This window comes from Agrococcus versicolor, from assembly GCF_039531815.1.
Classification (GTDB): Bacteria; Actinomycetota; Actinomycetes; order Actinomycetales; family Microbacteriaceae; genus Agrococcus; species Agrococcus versicolor.
On sequence record NZ_BAAAQT010000005.1, the window covers coordinates 754678 to 773454 of the forward strand.

The following is an 18777-nucleotide window of genomic DNA, read 5'->3' on the forward strand; positions in this document are numbered from 1 at the left end:
CGTGGAGCGGCTGACGACGACGGTCGACGCGGCGTCGGCGCAGGGCGCCGACCGCGGCGACGCGATGCGCGCGCTCGTGGACGACCTGCGCGAGCGGCTCGCGACGGCGGCGCTCGGCGGACCCGAGCGGTCGCGCGAGCGCCACGTCGCGCGCGGCAAGCTGCTGCCGCGCGTGCGCGTCGAGCGCCTCCTCGACGTCGGCAGCCCCTTCCTCGAGGTCGCCCCGCTCGCCGCGAACGGCATGTACGACGACGAGGCGCCCGCCGCGGGCGTCATCGCCGGCATCGGGCTCGTCTCCGGCCGCCACTGCATGATCGTCGCGAACGACGCGACGGTGAAGGGCGGCACCTACTTCCCGATGACGGTGAAGAAGCACCTGCGGGCGCAGGAGATCGCGAGCGAGAACCGCCTGCCGTGCGTGTACCTCGTCGACTCGGGCGGCGCCTACCTGCCGATGCAGGACGAGGTCTTCCCCGACCGCGAGCACTTCGGCCGCATCTTCTACAACCAGTCGCGCATGAGCGCCGCGGGCATCCCGCAGATCGCGTGCGTCATGGGCTCGTCGACGGCCGGCGGCGCGTACGTGCCCGCCATGAGCGACGAGACCGTCATCGTGCGCGAGCAGGGCACGATCTTCCTCGGCGGCCCGCCGCTCGTGAAGGCCGCGACCGGCGAGGTCGTGACCGCGGAGGACCTCGGCGGCGGCGAGCTGCACACGACCGTCTCGGGCGTCGCCGACCACCTCGCCGACGACGACGAGCACGCACTGCGCATCGTGCGCGACATCGTCTCGACCCTGCCGCCGAGCCCAGCACCCCCGTGGGAGGTGCTCGAGGCCGCCGCCCCTGCCGTCGACCCCGCGACGCTCGGCGCCGCCGTGCCCGCCGACCTGCAGACGCCCTACGACGTCCGCGAGGTGATCGCGCGCCTCGTCGACGACTCCGAGCTGCACGAGTTCAAGGCCGGCTACGGCACGACGCTCGTCACGGGCTTCGCGCGCATCTGGGGCCACCCGGTCGGCATCGTCGCCAACGACGGCGTGCTCTTCTCGGAGTCGGCGCAGAAGGGCGCGCACTTCATCGAGCTGTGCGACCAGCGCGGCATCCCGCTCGTCTTCCTGCAGAACATCGCGGGCTTCATGGTCGGCAGCGAGTACGAGCGCGGCGGCATCGCCAAGCACGGCGCGAAGATGGTCACGGCCGTCTCGTGCGCCCGCGTGCCGAAGCTCACCGTCGTCATCGGCGGCTCGTTCGGCGCCGGCACGTACTCGATGTGCGGGCGGGCCTACTCGCCGCGCTTCCTGTGGCTGTGGCCGACCGCACGCGTCTCCGTCATGGGCGGACCGCAGGCGGCGTCGGTGCTGTCGACCGTGAAGCGCGACCAGATCGAGGCCGCGGGCGGCTCGTGGAGCGCCGAGGAGCAGGAGGCGTTCGAGGCGCCCGTGCGCGAGCAGTACGAGCAGCAGGGCTCGCCGTTCTACTCGACGGCCCGACTGTGGGACGACGGCGTCATCGACCCCGCCGACACGCGCCGCGTGCTCGGCCTCGCCCTCGACGTCGTCGGCCGCGCGCCGATGCCCGACGTGCGCTACGGCGTCTTCAGGATGTGATGGCAGTGCTGCAGAAGGTCCTCATCGCCAACCGGGGCGAGATCGCCGTGCGCATCATCCGCACGCTCGACCGCCTCGGCATCGCCTCCGTCGCCGTCTACTCCGACGCCGACGCGGCCGCGCCGCACGTGCGGATGGCGGGGGAGTCCGTGCGACTCGGCCCGGCCGACGCCCGCTCGTCGTACCTCGCGATCGACCGCGTCATCGCCGCCGCGCGCGAGACCGGCGCCGACGCGATCCACCCCGGCTACGGCTTCCTCGCCGAGAGCGCCGCGTTCGCGCGCGCGTGCGCCGACGCCGGCATCGTCTTCGTCGGCCCGACGCCCGCGGCCATCGACACGATGGGCGACAAGATCCGCGCCCGTGCCGCCGTCGAGGCGCGCGGCGTCTCGACCGTGCCCGGCATCGCCGAGCCCGGGCTCGACGACGCGGCGCTCGTCGCGGGCGCCGAGCGCGTCGGCTATCCGGTGCTCGTCAAGCCGTCCGCCGGCGGCGGCGGCAAGGGCATGCACCGCGTCGACGATGCCGCCGACCTGCCCGCCGCGCTCGTGCAGGCCAGGCGCGAGGCCGCCGCGGCGTTCGGCGACGACACGCTCTTCGTCGAGCGGTTCGTCGCGAACCCCCGCCACATCGAGGTGCAGGTGCTCGCCGACGAGCACGGCCACGTCATCCACCTCGGCGAGCGCGAGTGCTCGCTGCAGCGTCGCCATCAGAAGGTCGTGGAGGAGGCGCCGAGCCCGCTGCTCACGCCCGAGCAGCGCGAGGCCATCGGCGCAGCCGCGTGCGAGACGGCGCGCAGCGTCGGCTACGTCGGCGCCGGCACCGTCGAGTTCATCGTGTCGGCCGACCAGCCCGACGAGCCGTTCTTCATGGAGATGAACACGAGGCTGCAGGTCGAGCACCCCGTGACCGAGGAGGTCACCCGCATCGACCTCGTGGAGCAGCAGCTGCGCGTCGCCGCCGGCGAGCACCTCGGCATCGCGCAGCACGAGGTGCGGACGACGGGCCATGCGATCGAGGCGCGCATCTACGCCGAGGATCCCGCGGCCGGCTTCCTGCCGACCGGTGGCGAGGTGCTGCAGCTGCGGTGGCCGCACGGCGTGCGCGTCGACGCGGGGATCGAGCGCGGCTCGGTCGTCTCGTCGAGCTACGACCCCATGCTCGCGAAGGTCATCGCGCACCGTCCCACGCGCGAGGCGGCCATCGCCGCGCTCGACGAGGCGCTCGGATCGACCCACGTCCTCGGCGTCACGACGAACGTGCCCTTCCTCCGCGCGCTGCTCGCCGAGCCTGCGGTGCTCGCGGGCGACCTCGACACCGGGCTCATCGATCGCGACGCCGAGCGGCTCGCGGCTCGTCCCATGCCCGCCGCGGTGCTGGCGCAGGCCGGCCTCGCGCTCATCGAGCGTGGCGGCGTCGGCACGCGCGCGTGGTCGAGCGACGGATGGCGCATCGCGGGCGCGCGCGGCGCCTCGGTGCGGCTGACGGACGGCGACGGCATCGCGACCGTCACCCGTGCGCCCGGAGGGGTGCAGCAGACGGACTTCGCCTTCGTCGGTGGTCAGCACGCGATGCGCGACGTCGAGCTGCGCGTCGCGCGCGCCGACGGGACGATCGAGGAGGTCCGCTCGGTCGAGCGGTCGATCCATCCGACCATCACGCGCGACGGCGACGTGTGGATGCCGCTCGCGAGCGGCGACTGGCTCGTCGAGCACGCCCGGCCCGCGGCGCGCGCTCGTGCCGGCGCGTCCGCCGCGCCGAGCCTCGCCTCGCCCATGCCGGGCACCGTCGTCGCGGTCCACGCGGCCGACGGCGACGTCGTGGCCGAGGGCGCCGCGCTCGTGAGCGTCGAGGCCATGAAGATGGAGCACGTGCTGCGTGCCCCGACCGCGGGCATCGCACGCATCCACGTCGCCGTCGGCGAGACCGTGCGCCGCGGCCAGGAGGTCGCGGCCGTCGAGCCCGATGCGGAGCAGGATGGGGCCAGCGCATCCGACACGACCGAGGGGGAGCGATGACCGAGCGCCGCATCCGGCAGCGCGGCCTGTGGCTCGAGGAGCTCGAGCCCGGCACGATCTACGAGCACCGTCCCGGCCGCACCATGACCGAGGCCGACAACGTGCTCTTCACGACGCTGACGATGAACACGCAGGCCCTGCACCTCGACGCCGCGTGGGCGGAGGGCACGGAGTTCGGCGAGCGGCTCGTCAACTCGATGCACACGCTCGCGACGCTCGTGGGCCTCTCGGTCGCGCAGCTCACGCAGGGCACGATCGTCGCGAACCTCGGCTTCGCCGACATCCGCTTCCCGGCGCCCGTGCGGCACGGCGACACGCTGTACGCCGAGACGCTCGTCGTCGACGTGCGCCCGTCGTCGTCGCGGCCAGGCCAGGGCATCGCGACCCTCGAGCACACCGGTCGCAACCAGCGCGGCGAGGTCGTCGTGGTCGCGACGCGCTCCGTGCTCATGCAGGGTCGTCCCGCCGAGGGGCAGGGCGACGCATGATCTTCGCAATGGGTCCCGCCCTGCTGTTCTGCCCCGGCGACCGCCCCGACCGCTTCGGCAAGGCCGCCGAGCGCGCCGACGCCGTGATCCTCGACCTCGAGGACGCCGTCGGCCCGGATGCGAAGTCGGCGACGCGCGAGGCCGTCGCGGCCGCGATCGTCGACCCCGAGCGCACCATCGTCCGCGTCAACGCCATAGGCGAGGGCATGCTCGAGGCCGACCTCGACGCCGCGCGTAGCGCGGGCGTCACGACGATCATGCTCGCGAAGGCCGAGTCGGCCAGGCAGCTCGACGCGCTCGACGGCTTCGCGGTCGTCGCGCTCTGCGAGACCGCCGCGGGCGTCGTCCACGCCGCGGACATCGCGGCGCATCCGAACGTCGTCGCCCTCATGTGGGGCGCCGAGGACCTCGTCGCCTCGATCGGCGGCACCTCGAGCCGCGACGCGACGGGCGCGTACCGCGCCGTCGCGACCCATGCCCGCAGCCACGTGCTGCTCGCGGCCGCCGCGTCGGGCAAGCGCGCGATCGACGCGATCCGCACCGACATCGCCGACGTCGACGGCTGTCGCGTCGAGGCGCTCGACGCCGCGGCCTCCGGCTTCGCCGCCAAGGCGGCCATCCATCCCTCGCACGTCGCCCCCATCCGCGAGGCGTTCGCGCCGACGGCCGAGGAGGCCGACTGGGCCGAGCGCGTGCTCGCCGCCGCGGCCGACCACCCGGGCGTGCTCTCGTTCGAGGGCCGCATGGTCGACGAGCCGATCCTGCGCCACGCGCGCAGCGTCCGCGCTCGGGCCGCGGCCATCCGCACCACCACCGACTCCCTGCCCACCCGGCAGGGCACCGCCACCGACGTGCCACGAGCACCCGAGGAGGAATCATGACCGCCATCGATCGCGAGCTCACGAGCACCGAGCTGCCCGTGGACGGCACCGAGATGCTCTCGCCCGAGCTGCAGCGCCTCGCCGCCGAGGTCCGCACGTTCGCCGACGAGGTCGTCGCGCCCGCCAGCTACGAGTACGACACCGCGCGCCGCCTGCCGCTCGACATCATCCGCGAGATGGGCCGCATGGGCCTGTTCGGCCTGCCGCTGCCCACCGAGTACGACGGGCAGGGCAAGACGTACATGCACCTGTGCGTCGCCGTCGAGCAGCTCGCCCGCGTCGACCAGTCGATCGCCGTGACGCTCGAGGCCGGCCTCGGCCTCGGCGCGATGCCGATCTACCGGTTCGGCACCGAGGAGCAGCGCCGCACCTACCTGCCGAGCCTCGCGCGCGGCGAGCACCTCGCCGCCTTCGGCCTCACGGAGGCGGGCGCAGGCTCGGACGCCGGTGCGACGAAGACGTCCGCGACCCTCGAGGACGGGTGGTGGACGATCGACGGCACGAAGCAGTTCATCACGAACTCCGGCACGCCCATCACGAGCGTCGTCACGGTCACCGCCGTCACGGGCGAGGTCGAGCGACGCGACGGCAGCCGCGGCCCCGAGCTGTCCACGATCATCGTGCCCGTGCCGATCGACGGCTTCACGGCGCTGCCCGCCTACGACAAGGTCGGCTGGCACACCTCCGACACGCACCCGCTCGTGTTCGACGGCGTCAAGGTGCCCGAGGGCAACCTGCTGGGCGAGCGCGGCCGCGGCTTCGCGAACTTCCTGTCGATCCTCGACGAGGGCCGCGTCGCGTTCGCGGCGCTGTGCGTCGGCGCGGCGCAGGGCTGCCTCGAGCAGGCCGTCGACTACGCGAAGCGTCGCGTCGTCTTCGGCAAGCCCATCGGCGACAACCAGCACATCGCCTTCACGATCGCGCGCATGCAGGCGCGCGTCGCCGGCGCGCGTGCCGTCATGCACGACGCGGCGCGCCGCATCGACGCGGGCATCCCGTTCACGAAGGAGGCGTCGCTCGCGAAGCTCATCGCCTCCGAGGCCGCGATGGCGAACGCCGCCGACGCGACGCAGATCTGGGGCGGCTACGGCTTCATGAACGAGAACGTCGTGGCGCGCCACTACCGCGACTCGCGCATCCTCACCCTCGGCGAGGGATCGACGGAGGTGCAGCTCGCGATCATCGCGAAGCAGCTCGGGTTCGAGAAGTCGTTCGGCTGATCGCTCGACGCGTCACCGCGGGCGATGCCACCGGCTTCGGTAGCATCGCCCGCGGACGAGCGGGGGACGCATGGGACGGCACGGCGGGCTGCAGCACGGGCCGAGGCATGACGACGACGACGTGCACGACGTCGATCCCGTGCTCGACGCCGAGGTGCGTCGGCGCGAGCGGCTGCGCGACCGGCTGACGCGTCGCGAGCAGCGCGACGCGCATCCGCACGATCACGCGCACGGCCACGGGCACGGGCCCGCCGCCCCCACGACGCCGCGCACGCGCCTCGTGCTGGCGGCGCTGCTCGGACCGCTGCTGCTCGTCGCGCTCGTCGGCATGGCGATGCTGTGGCCGCACGCCGACGAGATGCCCGACTCGCTGCCGTTCGCGGCCGAGGGCGCCGAGGTGCTGCAGGTCGAGGCGACGGGCGTGCCGGACCCGGCATCCCAGATCGTCGACGCGACGCTCGACGGCGAGGCCATCACGGTCACGGTGCCGCCCGAGGTCATCGAGTCGATCGGCCCGGGCGACCAGCTGCGCGTGCTCTACATCCCCGAGGCGGCCATCTACGGCAGCCCGTACGTCTTCATCGACTTCGCGCGCGAGATCCCGCTGTGGATCCTCGCGGCGCTGTACATCCTGGTCGTCGCGCTCGTCGCCCGCTGGCGCGGCCTCGCCGCCATCGTGGGCCTCGTCGGTGCCGGGGCGATGATCCTGCTCTTCACGCTGCCCGCGCTGCTGACGGGGCAGCCGGGGCTGCCGGTCGCGCTCGTGACGAGCGCGGTGGTGATGTTCATCGTGCTGTACGTCGCGCACGGCTTCACGGCGCGCACGTCGACCGCGCTGCTCGGCACGCTCATCGGCCTCGTGTTCACCGCGACGATCGGCTGGATCGCGACGCAGGGCGCGAGCATGACGGGCACGGCCACCGAGGACGCGCGGCTCCTCCTCATCCGCGCCGACCTCGACCTGCAGCAGGTCTTCCTCTGCGGGCTCGTGCTCGCCGGCATGGGCGTGCTCAACGACGTCACGATCACGCAGGCGTCGGCCGTGTGGGAGCTGCGCGCCGTCTCGCCGCTCGCATCGCGCCGCGAGCTCTTCGCGCGCGCCATGCGCATCGGCCGCGACCACATCGCCTCGACGGTCTACACGATCGCCTTCGCCTACGTCGGCGCCGCGCTGCCCGTGCTCATGATCATGGTGCTCACGGATGCGCCGGGGAACGTCGGCTGGACGACGGGGCAGATCGCGGAGGAGATCGTGCGCACGCTCGTCGGCTCGATCGGCCTCGTGCTCGCCATCCCGATCACGACGGCGATCGCGGCGCTCGTCGTGCCCTCGCCCGAGGAGCTCGAGGAGGTCGAGGAGGAGGCCGCAGCCGACGCGACGGGCGAGCTGCAGGTCGTCGACGTGCTCGCCGACGCCGGCCTGCGCCCCGACGAGCGGCCCGACCCCGCCGCCGAGGACGAGGTGCGTCGCCGCGACTGACCCGCGCGCCCGCCACGGCGCGGGCGACCGGCGCGGCTACGATCGATCCGGCCGGTCGACGAGGGAGCACCATGGGGACGAAGCGATGACGCATGCGGTCGTGCCCGTGCTCGAGATCGGCGGCACGCACGTGACCGCCGCGCTCGTCGACCTGGACGCGCACGGCGTGCTCGCGGAGCATCGCGGGCACCCGGATGCGCAGGGCTCCGCCGAGGCGATCCTGTCCGGCTGGATCGACACGGCGAGGCTGCTGGGCGACGTGGCCGGCGACTGGGTCGTCGCGATGCCCGGGCCGTTCGACCACGACGCCGGCATCGGCCGGTTCCGCGACGTGGGCAAGTTCGACAGCCTCGACGGCGTCGACGTGGGCGCCGCGCTGCGGGAGGCGCTCGGCGCGGACGTGCGGTTCGTGAACGACGCCGACGCCTACGGCCTCGGCGAGTGGTTCGCGGGTGCCGCGGAGGGCTCGTCGCGCGCGGTGCTCCTGACGCTCGGCACGGGCCTCGGCAGCGCGTTCGTCGCGGAGGGCGCGCCCATCGCTGCCGGCGCCGACGTGCCGCTCGACGGCGAGATCCACTTCGAGTCGGTGCGCGGCCTGCCTGTGGAGGACGTGGTGTCGCGTCGTGCGCTCATGGCTGCCGGGCTCGCGGCGACGGGCGTCGAGCGCGACGTGCACGAGCTCGCCATCGCGGCGCGGGCGGGGGAGAAGGCCGCCGCGGCCGTGCTCGCCTCCGGCTTCTCGGCGGTGGGGGAGGTCATCCGCCCCTGGCTCGACCGCTTCGGCGCCGAGGTGCTCGTCATCGGCGGCTCGATGTCGCGCTCGTGGGACCTCGTCGAGCCCGCGGTGATCGCCGGCCTGGACGGCTGGGATGGCCGCCTCGAACGCGCGGCGCTCGGCGACACGGCACCCCTGCTCGGCGCCGCGTGGTTCGGTCGAGGGCGTCGCGTGGTGTAGTCTCGTGGAGTCGCTTCGGCGGCGAACGGGTCTGTGGCGCAGTTGGTAGCGCACCTGCATGGCATGCAGGGGGTCAGGGGTTCGAATCCCCTCAGATCCACCATCGAAGCCCCGCCTGTCGGCGGGGCTTCCGTCGTCTCCGCGGGCGCCTCGGCGTCGAGGATCCACGACGGCGAGGCGTATAGCGTGGGCGGATGCTGCCCTCCTCCCGCATCGACGGCACGCTCGAGGCGCCCGCGCGCGGCGCCGCGCAGCCGGCGCCGTGGCCGCGTCCGACGCTCTCGCGCATGCTCGACGACCTCGGCACGACGTTCCTGTCGCCGCTCGCGCCGCTGCCGGATCCGTCCCGCCGCATCGGCGGCGTGCTCGTCTACGACCCGCTCGACACGCAGGCCGTGCCGCACGGCGCCGTCGTGCTGGGCGTCGGCCTCGCCGACGGGCCGCAGCTGCGCGCCGTGCTCGGCATCGCCGGCGCGCAGGGCGCGAGCGCGATCGTGCTGCGCGAGCCCGTCGTCGTCGACGACGAGACCGCAGGCGTCGCCGAGCAGCACGGCGTCGCACTGCTCGGCCTCACCCGGGGCGCCTCGTGGGCGCAGCTGAGCGCGATGGTCGGATCGCTGCTCGCCGCGTCGCAGGAGGCGCCGGCCGGCGGCACGATCGGCGGGCTGCCGAGCGGCGACCTCTTCACGCTCGCCAACGCCATCTCGGCGCTGCTCGACGCGCCCATCACGATCGAGGACCGCTCGTCGCGCGTCATCGCGTTCTCGAGCAGGCAGGACGGCGCCGACCCCTCGCGCATCGCCACGATCCTCGAGCGGCAGGTGCCCGAGCGGTACTCGCGGATGCTGACGGAGGCCGGCTTCTTCAAGACCCTGTACTCGTCGCAGGACCCGGCGTACATCGACCTCACGGTCGACGGCGAGGAGCTGAAGACGCGTGCCGCGCTCGCCGTGCGAGCGGGCGACGAGATCCTCGGGTCGATCTGGGCTGCGGTCACCGAGCCGCTCAGCCCCGAGCGCACCGCCGCGCTGCGCGATGCCGCGAAGGTCGTCGCGCTGCACATGCTGCGCATCCGCGCCGGCGCCGACGTCACGCACCGCATGCGCGCCGACGTGCTGAGCACGGCCCTCGAGGGCCGCGAGGGCTCCGCGTACGCGCTCGAGCGGCTCGGCATCGCCGACGAGCACGTCGCCGTCTTCGCCGCGGGCATCGTCGGCGACGACGAGAGCCTCGACGAGGCGAGCGGTCGCGAGGCCAGGCGGCAGCGCATCGCCGACGCCATCGTCGTGCACCTCGCGGCCGTGCATCCCAAGGCGTCCGCCGCGCTCATGGGCGGCACGATCTACGGCCTCATCCCCGTGCGCTCGCCCGAGCAGGGCGAGGCGCAGGCCGCACGGCTCGCGGGCGACTTCCTCGCGCGCATCGGCGAGGGATCGGGCCTCGCGATCGGCATCGGCAGGATCACGAGCGGCGCACGCGGCCTCGTGCACTCGCGCGAGGGCGCCGAGCGCGCGCTGCGCGTGCTGATGCAGCAGGCGTCGCCGGCTCGCGTCGCGCTGTTCAGCGACGTCCACGTCGAGTCGCTGCTGCTCGAGCTGCGCGACCGCTTCGCCGTCGGCGGCGAGTGGGCCACCGGTCCCGTCGCGCGCCTGCTCGAGCACGACCGCGAGCACGACAGCGAGTTCGTCGAGACCCTGCGGGTCTGGCTCGACAGCATGGGCGACGTCTCGACCGCCGCCGAGCGCCTGCACATCCACCCGAACACCTTCCGCTACCGCCTGCGACGCCTCGCCGAGGTGGGCGACATGGACCTCGGCGACGCCGACGCCCGGTTCGCGGCGCAGCTGCAGCTGCGGATCGTCCCGGAGCTCGTGCGCCGCGCCTGACCTGCGCCGCGCCCGACGCCACCTCGCGTCGAGCGCGCGCGCCGTGCATGCCTTCGGTCGGGTGCGCTTCGCAGGCGAACCGGTGCGGGCGAGGGAGCATCGCCCCCGGCCACCCGTGATCGCCTGCGATGCGCGCCAGCGGCAGGCGCTTCGCCCGATCGCACGAACGCGTCGCGCACTCGCTGGCGGATCAGACGATGCCGCGGCGGGGCGGACCCGCCAGGCTCGTGACCACGCGATCCATGCGGGAGAGGTGAGGTGATCCGTGGCGTCCACGACCACCGTCCTGGCCCTCGCGGCGCAGCAGCGCCGCGGCAACCCCTGGCTGCGGTACCTCGGGCGCCGCGCCATGTACTTCGTCGCCTCGCTCGTGGTGCTCGTCACCCTCGCGTTCCTGCTCGTGCAGCTCATCCCCGGCGATCCGGCGCGCGCCTCGGCGGGCGAGCTCGCGACGCCGGAGGCCGTCGAGGCACGCAGGATCGAGCTCGGCCTCGACCAGCCGCTCGTCGTGCAGTACCTGCGCTTCTGGGGCGGCGTGCTCACCGGGAACCTCGGCGACTCGTTCACGTCGCGCACGCCCGTCATCGACGTCCTCACCACCCGCGCCCCGGCGACCCTCGAGCTCGCGCTGCTCGCCGTCGCCGTCGTGCTCGTCGTCGCGATCCCCGTCGGCCTCGCCTTCGGCGCCCTGACGCGAGGCCAGCGCCGCCCGGGGACCGAGGCGGGCTTCACGTCCATCTCGGCCGTCGTCGCCGTCATCCCCGAGTTCCTCGCCGGCATCGTGCTCGTCTACCTCTTCGCGGTCAACGTGCAGTGGCTGCCCGTCGCCGGCAGATCCGACGCCGCCTCCTACGTGCTGCCCGTCATCGCGCTCGCGCTCGGGCCGACGGCGGCGCTCACCCGCATCGTGCGCGCCGAGACGCACACGGTGCTCGAGCAGGACTACATCCGCACCGCCCGCTCGCGCCGCATGTCGGCCGCGCGCCTGTACCGGCGGCACGTGCTGCCGAACCTGCTGACCTCGACGCTGACGATCTCGGGCCTGCTGCTCGGCGGCATGATCGCCGGCACCGTGCTCGTCGAGAACATCTTCGCCTGGCCGGGCCTCGGCAGCACGATCGTCAGCTCCATCCAAGGACAGGACTTCCCGCTCGTGCAGGCGATCATCCTCTTCTACGGCGCCGCCGTGCTGCTCATCAACCTCGTCGTCGACGTCATCCTCATCGTCGTCGACCCGCGCACGGCCCTGGACGCCGCATGAGCCGCACGACGCGTCGCGTGCTCGCCGTGCTGCGCTCGCCCGTCGGCATCCTCGCCGTCGTCGCGTGCCTCACCCTCGCGTTCCTCGCGATCTTCGCGCCGATCGTCTGGGGCGCGGCGGCAGCCGTCACCGACACCGAGCAGCTGTCGCAGCCGCCGAGCGCCGAGCACGTCTTCGGCACCGACGGCAGCGGCCGTGACATCCTGCTGCGCACGCTCGTCGCGACGCGGCTGTCGGTCGTCATGGCGCTCACCGCGACCCTCGCGGGCGTCGTGTGCGGCGTCGTGCTCGGGCTGCTGCCGCTCATGCTCGGCGGCCGCGCCGGCCGCCTCATCGTCGCCGCCATCAACATCGGCGTCGCCTTTCCGAGCCTCCTGCTCGCGATCGCGTTCTCGGTCATCCTCGGGCAGAGCGGCACCGCCGCGACCCTCGCGATCGCGATCGCGATGATCCCCAGCTACGGTCGCCTCACGCACAATCTCGCCGCCTCCGTCTGGGGTCGCGACTTCGTGTCGGCCGCTCGCGTCCTCGGCGTGCCCGACTGGCGCACGGTGCTGCGCCACGTGCTGCCGAACGTGCGCGACCCGCTGCTCGTGAACGCCGCGATCACCGCGGGCACGGCGCTCCTCGCGTTCGCGGGCCTGTCGTTCCTCGGCCTCGGCATCCAGGTGCCCGAGTACGACTGGGGCCGGATGCTCAACGAGGGCGTCACGCGCATCTTCGTCACGCCCGCGGCCGCGCTCGTGCCGGGCGCCGCCATCATCCTCGCCGGCCTCACGTTCGTGCTGCTCGGCGAGGTGCTCGGGCAGGCGCTCACGCCCTCGACCCGTCGGCGCGTGCCGCGGGCGATGCGCAGGGCGCAGCGCACGTCGGAGGCGCCCGCCGACGCCACGGCCGTCGACGAGGACGCCGTGCTGTCCGTGCGCGACCTGCACGTGTCGGCGCCCGGCGCCGACGGGCAGTGGCAGCCGCTCGTGCACGGCATCTCGTTCGACGTCGCGCGCGGCGAGATCGTCGGCGTCGTGGGGGAGTCGGGCTCGGGCAAGAGCGTCACGCTCATGGCCATCGCCGGCCTGCTCGACGCCCCGCTGCGCGTCGGCGCCGCCGGTGCGCGGTTCGACGGCGAGCCGCTCGCCATGACGACCGACGCGCGCGCCTCGTCCGTCGACCACCGGCTCGGGCAGCGCCTCGCGATCGTGTTCCAGGATCCGATGTCGTCGCTCAACCCCGCGCTGAGCGTCGGCTCGCAGGTCGCCGAGCCCGGCATCCTCCACCTCGGCATGTCGCGGTCGGAGGCGAAGGCGGCGGCGATCGAGCGGCTGCGGGCCGTGCGCATCCCCGACGCGGAGCGCCGCTACGGCCAGTACCCGCACGAGTACTCGGGCGGCATGCGGCAACGCGCGATGATCGCGACGGGCCTCATGGGCACGCCGGCGCTCATCCTCGCCGACGAGCCGACGACGGCCCTCGATGTCACCGTGCAGGCCGAGATCCTCGCGCAGCTGCGGCAGGTCAACGAGGAGCACGGGACCTCGATCGTGCTCGTCTCGCACGACATCGCGGTCGTGACGTCGCTGTGCTCGCGCGTGCTCGTCATGTACCGGGGACGGCTCGTGGAGGACGTGCGCTCGAGCGACCTCAAGGCAGGTCGTGCCACGCATCCGTACACGCGGGCGCTGCTCGCGACCGTGCCGACCATGTCGACGCCGCGCGGCGAGCCGATGGCGTCGATCCCGGACGACGCCGACTTCACCGCCGGAGCCGCGGAGGTCGAGGTCGTGCGTGCCGCGGACGATCCGGCGCTCGTCGAGACGTTCGGCGAGACGGCGCTGGCGGAGGGGGCCTCATGAGCATGCCGCTGACCTTCGAGACGGTCACCATCACGTTCGGCCACGGCTCGTCGACCTTCGCCGCCGTGCGCGGCGTCGACCTCACGGTGCAGCCGGGGGAGATGCTGGGCCTCGTCGGCGAGTCGGGATCGGGCAAGTCGACCCTCGCGCGCGCGGCGGTCGGGCTGCAGGAGCCCTCGGCCGGGCGCATCCTGCTGGGCGACACCGTCATCTCGCGTGCCCGCGGCGCCGCAGCCCGCGAGCGGCGTCGGGTGCAGATGATCTTCCAGGACCCGCAGTCGTGCTTCGACCCGCGCCGCACGATCGGCCAGTCGATCGACGAGGCCCTCGTGCAGGCCGCCCGTCGGGAGGGCGTGGCGGCCGCCGGTGCGCGAGCACGCCGTGCGGAGGCCGGCGAGCTGCTGCAAGCCGTCGCGCTGCCGGCCGCGATGGCCGATCGCATGCCGACCGAGCTCTCGGGCGGCCAGCGCCAGCGCGTCGCCGTGGCTCGCGCGATCGCGGCACGCCCGTCGGTCGTGCTCGCCGACGAGATCACGTCGGCGCTCGACGTCTCGGTGCAGGGCGCCGTGCTGAACCTGCTGCGCGACCTGCAGCGCGAGCTCGGCTTCTCGGTGCTCTTCATCAGCCACAACCTCGCGGTCGTGCGCGTCGTCTGCGATCGCGTCGCCGTCATGCGGCACGGCGCCCTCGTCGAGGTGGGCGACACGCTGCAGGTGCTCGAGCAGCCGTCCCAGGCGTACACGAGCGAGCTCATCGCAGCGGTGCCGACGCTCTGAGCGGGTGCGGGGTGCTGCTCCCGCGCCGATCAGCCGACGCGGACGGCCCGGCGGTCGCGACCTGCGTCGATCGGTCACGTCCTGCGTCGACCGGTCACGACCGGTGCGGGACTGGTCACGATCGCACGCACGGTGGTCACGGTTGCACCTCGATAAGGCCGAGCGGGGTGCAACCGTGACCACCGTGCGTGCAGCGGTGACCACCGAACGTGCAACAGCGACCAGTCGGCGCAGAACGTGACCGGTCGGCGCAGATCGCGACCAGTCGGCGCGGAACGTGACCGGTCGGCGCGGAACGTGACCGGTCGGCGCGGAACGTGACCGGTCGGCGCAGGACGTGACCGGTCGACGCAGGCCACGGCTGCCGGCCGCGCATGCAGGCCGTCGCCGGCTGCGCCGGCGCTCAGCGCGCCGCCGCGCGCGTCTCCACCCAGTCGATCACGCGCTCGTTGTAGTCGCGGCGGTGCGACAGCGGGCCGTTCAGGATGAACAGGTGCGAGCCGCCGGGGTAGAGCACGAGGCGCGACTCGACGTCGTGCTCGCGCAGCAGCGCGTGCCACAGCTCGGCCTGCGCGACGGGGCAGCGCTGGTCGTCGGCGCCGTGGAGGATCAGGGACGGCGTCGTGACGCGGTCGGCGTGCGTCGACGGCGACAGCCGCGTCGCGTTCGCGACGCCGCCGATCTCGAGGTCGCGCAGCAGGCCGCCGAGGTCGCTCGACGCGCCCTGCGTGCGCTGGTCGCACACGAGCCCGCCGGGCACGGCCGCGCGGAAGCGATCCGTCACGGTCGTGAGCCAGCACGTCATGAAGCCGCCGTAGCTGTAGCCCGTGACGGCGAGCCGGTCGGGATCGGCGATGCCGTCGGCGACGAGCCGGTCGAGGGGGTCGAGGAAGTCCTGCTGGTCGCGCTCGCCCCAGCCGCCCACGGCATCCGTGAAGAACGCCTCGCCGTAGCCGTCGGAGCCGCGTGGGTTGAGCGTGAGCACGTTCCACCCGCGGGCCGCGAGCACCTGGTGGTAGAGGTGCGCGGTGTCGGCGGCGCCGGTCCACGCGTTGTGCGGTCCGCCGTGGATGTCGAGCAGCGTCGGCGCCGGCCCCTCGAGGTCGGGATCGCGCAGCAGCCACCCGTGCACGGTCGTGCCGTCGGCGATGGCGAACGACACCGGCCGCGTCGGCAGGAAGGCGACGTCCGGCAGCGCGTCCCCCAGGTGGTCGGTGAGGCGCTGCACGGCGTCGCCCGCCCCGTCGGAGGCGCGCAGGTCGAGCAGTGCGAGCTCGGCCGGCACCGTCGCATCCGACACGCGCACGACCGCGCGCGTGCCCGCGATCGTGAGGCCGCTCACGACGACGCCATCGCCGGCGTCGTGCCTGCGGAGGTCGCCGCCGTCCGCATCGAGCGAGTGCACGACGGTCTGGCCGCCGTCGCGGATGCAGAAGACGAGGCGGCCGTCGGCGTCGAACGCCGGCGCACCGCCGGGGTAGCCGGGGCCGCCGCCCATGACGTTGCGGTCGAGGTCTGCGGCGAGGATCGTCGCGGAGCCGTCGGCGACGTCGAGGCGCACGAGGCGTCCGTGCCCGACGCGCGTGGTCACGTCGCCGATCGCGACGATCGCGACGCCGTCCGGCGTCCACGCCAGCGGCCCGCCGACGGCGTTCGCGGCGAACGGGAGCCGCACGGAGGTGCGAGGAGCGTCGACGTCGACGAGGCCGACGCGGCGCGCGAGGGGATGCCCGTCGACGGCGACGCCGGACTGCGCGAACGCGAGCGTCGTGCCGTCGGGCGACCAGGCCGGATCGGTGCAGTGCCCCTCCACCGTCATCCGCTCCACGGTGCCATCGGCGACGTGCACGACGTGCACGTGCATGCGCGTCGTGCCGATCGATCCGAGCCCGTCGACCTTGTGGTCGGGGTCGCCGTCGAACACGAGCGGCGCGGGTGGCGTCGCGGCGTCGTCGTCGACGAGCGCGACGAACGCGAGGGATGCGCCGTCGGGCGAGAACCGCGGGGCGCCGACGACGCGCAGCCCGCTCGTGACGCGCGTCGGCTCGCCGCCGGCGAGCGGCACGACGTGGATGCCGGGGTCGTCGCCGTCCGTGCGCACGAACGCGACCGTCGCGCCGTCCGGCGACACCGCCGGATTGGCGTCGCCGTCGCCCGTCGTGAGCTCGACGTCGCGAGCACCGGCGCCGCCGACGTCGGAGTCGCCGAGCGCGCGCACGTGCAGCCGCGACGTCGTCGACCCGGACGCGCCGACGCGCGACACGACCGACACGACGTGCGCGCCGTCGGGTGCGAGGACGGGGCTGCCGGACTCGACGAACGCGCCGAGGTCGTCGAGGGTGGGGGTGCGGGTCACGCGCTCATCTCCTTGAGGCTCGTGCGGAAGCGGTCGAGCCTGCCCTCGTCGATCTCGACGCCGAAGCCGGGGCCCGTGGGCACGTCGACGACGCCGTCGTGCATGCGCAGCGGCTCGGTGACGACGTCCTCGGCGTAGAAGCGGTCGGAGCCCGAGATGTCGCCGGGCAGCGTGAAGCCGGGGAGCGCGGCGAGGGCGGCGTTCGCCGCACGGCCGATGCCGGTCTCGAGCATGCCGCCGCACCACACGGCGATGCCGTGCGCGCTGGCGATGTCGTGGATGCGGCGCGCCTCGAGGTAGCCGCCGACGCGACCGGGCTTCACGTTGACGACGGCCGCGGCGCCCAGCACGATCGCGTCGACGGCGGCCTCGGCGGAGTCGATCGACTCGTCGAGGCACATCGGCGTCGTCATGAGCCGGGCGAGCTCGGCGTGCTGGCGGATGTCCGCCTCGCCGAGCGGCTGCTCGATGAGCAGCAGGCCATACGCGTCGAGCCTGCGCAGATGCGCGGCGTCGACGAGGGTGTACGCGGCGTTCGCATCGACCTGGAAGGGCAGGTCGTCGCCGAACTCGCGGCGCACGGCCGCGACGTGCTCGACGTCGGCGCCGGGCCGGATCTTCAGCTTGATGCGGGCGTAGCCCTGCTCGACGTAGCCGCCGATGACCCCGAGGGTCGCGGCGACGGAGTCCTGGATGCCGACCGAGACCCCTGAGGGCACGCTCGTGCGCACGGCACCGAGGTAGGAGGCGAACGACCGCCCCTCGGCGCGCAGCTGCGCGTCGAGCATGGCCATCTCGACCGACGCCTTGGCCATCGGATGCCCGACGATGCGTCGGAGGTGATGGGCGACGGTCTCGGCCGTGAGGTCCTCGACGGCGAACAGCAGCGGCGCGATCCAGCGCTCGATGACCTCCGAGGCGCCGTCGACGTGCTCGGGGGAGTAGAAGGGCCGGTCGAGGGCGACGTTCTCGCCCCAGCCGGTCACGATCGCTCCGCTCGCGGTCTCGACGCGGGCCTCGACCAGGAAGCAGCGCTTGTGCGTCTGCGTCATGAACGAGGTCGTGAACGGTGCGACGAGAGGCATCTCGACGTGGTGGAGGCGCAGGCCGAGGAGTCTCATGGCGTCCCTTCGCGGTGGAGCACGTACTGGCAGGTTCGGGTGAAGTCGACGACGGTCCAGCCGTCGGCGAGGAGCGTGGAGAGGGCGTCGCGCGTCGCGTCCCGCCAGCGGAGGGCCTGCTGGGGCTCGACACGGCGCATCGCCTCGACGTCGCGCGGCACGGCGACGACCGCCGTCCGCGCCGTGGCGCCCGGCAGCACGACCGCGGAGGGCTCGCCGTCGACGTCGGCGAGCACGACGTGCGCGTCCTCGGGCGCCTCGTCGGGCTGCGACGACGGACCGGCCGGCGGCGGCTCGACGTCGAGGTCCCAGCGCACGACCATGCGGTCGGAGCGCTGCCCGGCGTTGATGACGTCCGTCATGACGCCGTAGAAGTCCGGGTGGTACGACGTCGCCCGCGCGCCGAGCCTGCGGAGGTTGAAGTACGCGTTCCGGGCGACGAGCGGGTCGTAGGTCCAGGACATGGCGCGGATGCCGTGCTCGAGGCACCAGGCGCGCTGGTACAGCTTGATCGCGCGGCCGAGGCCCCTGCCCGTCGCGGTCTCGAGCAGGCCGACGATGTGGGAGTGGAAGGGGCTGCCGGGCGGACCGCAGAAGCCGGCGGCGGCGCCGACGGGCACGTCGTCCTCGAGCGCGACGCACACGAGGTTGCCGGCGTGGGCGATGGCGACGAGCATCGCGGGGTCCATGATCTGGGCGCCCTGCCTGCTCCACACGGCGCTCAGCACCGCGGCGACGCGCTGCGTCGCGACGGGGTCGGCGGCGTCGACCATCGTGATGCCGGCCGCGGCGCACGCCTCGTCCGCGAGGGCGCGTGCGGCGGTGGTCGGCGTCGCGATGGCCGAGCCGGCGTGCGCATCGATCACACTGTCCCCT

The 18777-nt window shown here is 73.8% G+C and carries 14 protein-coding genes and 1 tRNA gene; 12 read left to right on the forward strand and 3 right to left on the reverse strand.

Annotated elements, in window-relative coordinates:
- Position 1: 1 nt before the first annotated feature.
- The 12 genes from ABD249_RS06485 (at position 2) to ABD249_RS06540 (ending at position 14424) form a co-directional block, all read left to right on the forward strand.
- The gene (locus tag ABD249_RS06485; protein WP_425546291.1) at positions 2-1609 is read left to right on the forward strand and encodes a carboxyl transferase domain-containing protein; all 1608 of its coding nucleotides are present in this window, start codon (positions 2-4) and stop codon (positions 1607-1609) included.
- A complete protein-coding gene (locus ABD249_RS06490; protein WP_344341755.1) occupies positions 1609-3627 on the forward strand; it encodes an acetyl/propionyl/methylcrotonyl-CoA carboxylase subunit alpha in 2019 nt (672 codons plus the stop codon). The genes ABD249_RS06485 and ABD249_RS06490 overlap by 1 nt, the downstream gene beginning before the upstream one ends.
- Positions 3624-4115, forward strand: a complete 492-nt coding sequence (locus ABD249_RS06495; protein ID WP_344341758.1) for a MaoC family dehydratase — start codon at positions 3624-3626, stop codon at positions 4113-4115. The genes ABD249_RS06490 and ABD249_RS06495 overlap by 4 nt, the downstream gene beginning before the upstream one ends.
- Before the next feature lie 8 nt (positions 4116-4123).
- Positions 4124-4996 carry an HpcH/HpaI aldolase/citrate lyase family protein gene (locus tag ABD249_RS06500; RefSeq protein WP_344341761.1) on the forward strand — a complete coding sequence of 291 codons (873 nt, stop codon included), beginning with the start codon at positions 4124-4126 and terminating at the stop codon, positions 4994-4996.
- Positions 4993-6216, forward strand: a complete 1224-nt coding sequence (locus tag ABD249_RS06505; RefSeq protein ID WP_344341764.1) for an acyl-CoA dehydrogenase family protein — start codon at positions 4993-4995, stop codon at positions 6214-6216. The genes ABD249_RS06500 and ABD249_RS06505 overlap by 4 nt, the downstream gene beginning before the upstream one ends.
- 70 nt (positions 6217-6286) lie before the next feature.
- Positions 6287-7696, forward strand: a complete 1410-nt coding sequence (locus tag ABD249_RS06510) for a YibE/F family protein (protein ID WP_344341767.1) — start codon at positions 6287-6289, stop codon at positions 7694-7696.
- Positions 7697-7781: 85 nt separating this feature from the next.
- Entirely contained in the window at positions 7782-8651 is an 870-nt protein-coding gene (locus ABD249_RS06515; RefSeq protein WP_344341770.1) for an ROK family protein, read from the forward strand.
- Positions 8652-8678: 27 nt separating this feature from the next.
- Positions 8679-8754: transfer RNA gene (locus tag ABD249_RS06520), tRNA-Ala, on the forward strand.
- Between the two features lie 91 nt (positions 8755-8845).
- A complete protein-coding gene (locus ABD249_RS06525) occupies positions 8846-10537 on the forward strand; it encodes a PucR family transcriptional regulator (protein WP_344341773.1) in 1692 nt (563 codons plus the stop codon).
- Between the two features lie 265 nt (positions 10538-10802).
- On the forward strand, positions 10803-11798 hold the full coding sequence (locus ABD249_RS06530; protein WP_344341776.1) for an ABC transporter permease: 996 nt from the start codon (positions 10803-10805) through the stop codon (positions 11796-11798).
- Complete coding sequence (locus ABD249_RS06535; RefSeq protein WP_344341779.1) at positions 11795-13648, forward strand: dipeptide/oligopeptide/nickel ABC transporter permease/ATP-binding protein; 1854 nt, start codon at positions 11795-11797, stop codon at positions 13646-13648. Before ABD249_RS06530 ends, ABD249_RS06535 begins: the two co-directional genes overlap by 4 nt.
- Positions 13645-14424 (forward strand): ABC transporter ATP-binding protein, encoded by a 780-nt coding sequence (locus tag ABD249_RS06540; protein ID WP_344341782.1) that lies wholly within the window; start codon positions 13645-13647, stop codon positions 14422-14424. The genes ABD249_RS06535 and ABD249_RS06540 overlap by 4 nt, the downstream gene beginning before the upstream one ends.
- A gap of 403 nt (positions 14425-14827) precedes the next feature.
- Here ABD249_RS06540 and ABD249_RS06545 read toward each other — a convergent pair whose 3' ends face one another.
- The 3 genes from ABD249_RS06545 to ABD249_RS06555 are packed head-to-tail and all read right to left on the reverse strand — an operon-like array spanning position 14828 to position 18767.
- A complete protein-coding gene (locus ABD249_RS06545; RefSeq protein WP_344341785.1) occupies positions 14828-16780 on the reverse strand; it encodes a S9 family peptidase in 1953 nt (650 codons plus the stop codon).
- A complete protein-coding gene (menC, locus tag ABD249_RS06550; protein ID WP_344341788.1) occupies positions 16777-17901 on the reverse strand; it encodes an o-succinylbenzoate synthase in 1125 nt (374 codons plus the stop codon). The genes ABD249_RS06545 and menC overlap by 4 nt, the downstream gene beginning before the upstream one ends.
- On the reverse strand, positions 17898-18767 hold the full coding sequence (locus ABD249_RS06555; protein WP_344341791.1) for a hypothetical protein: 870 nt from the start codon (positions 18765-18767) through the stop codon (positions 17898-17900). Before ABD249_RS06555 ends, menC begins: the two co-directional genes overlap by 4 nt.
- Between the last annotated feature and the right edge of the window lie 10 nt (positions 18768-18777).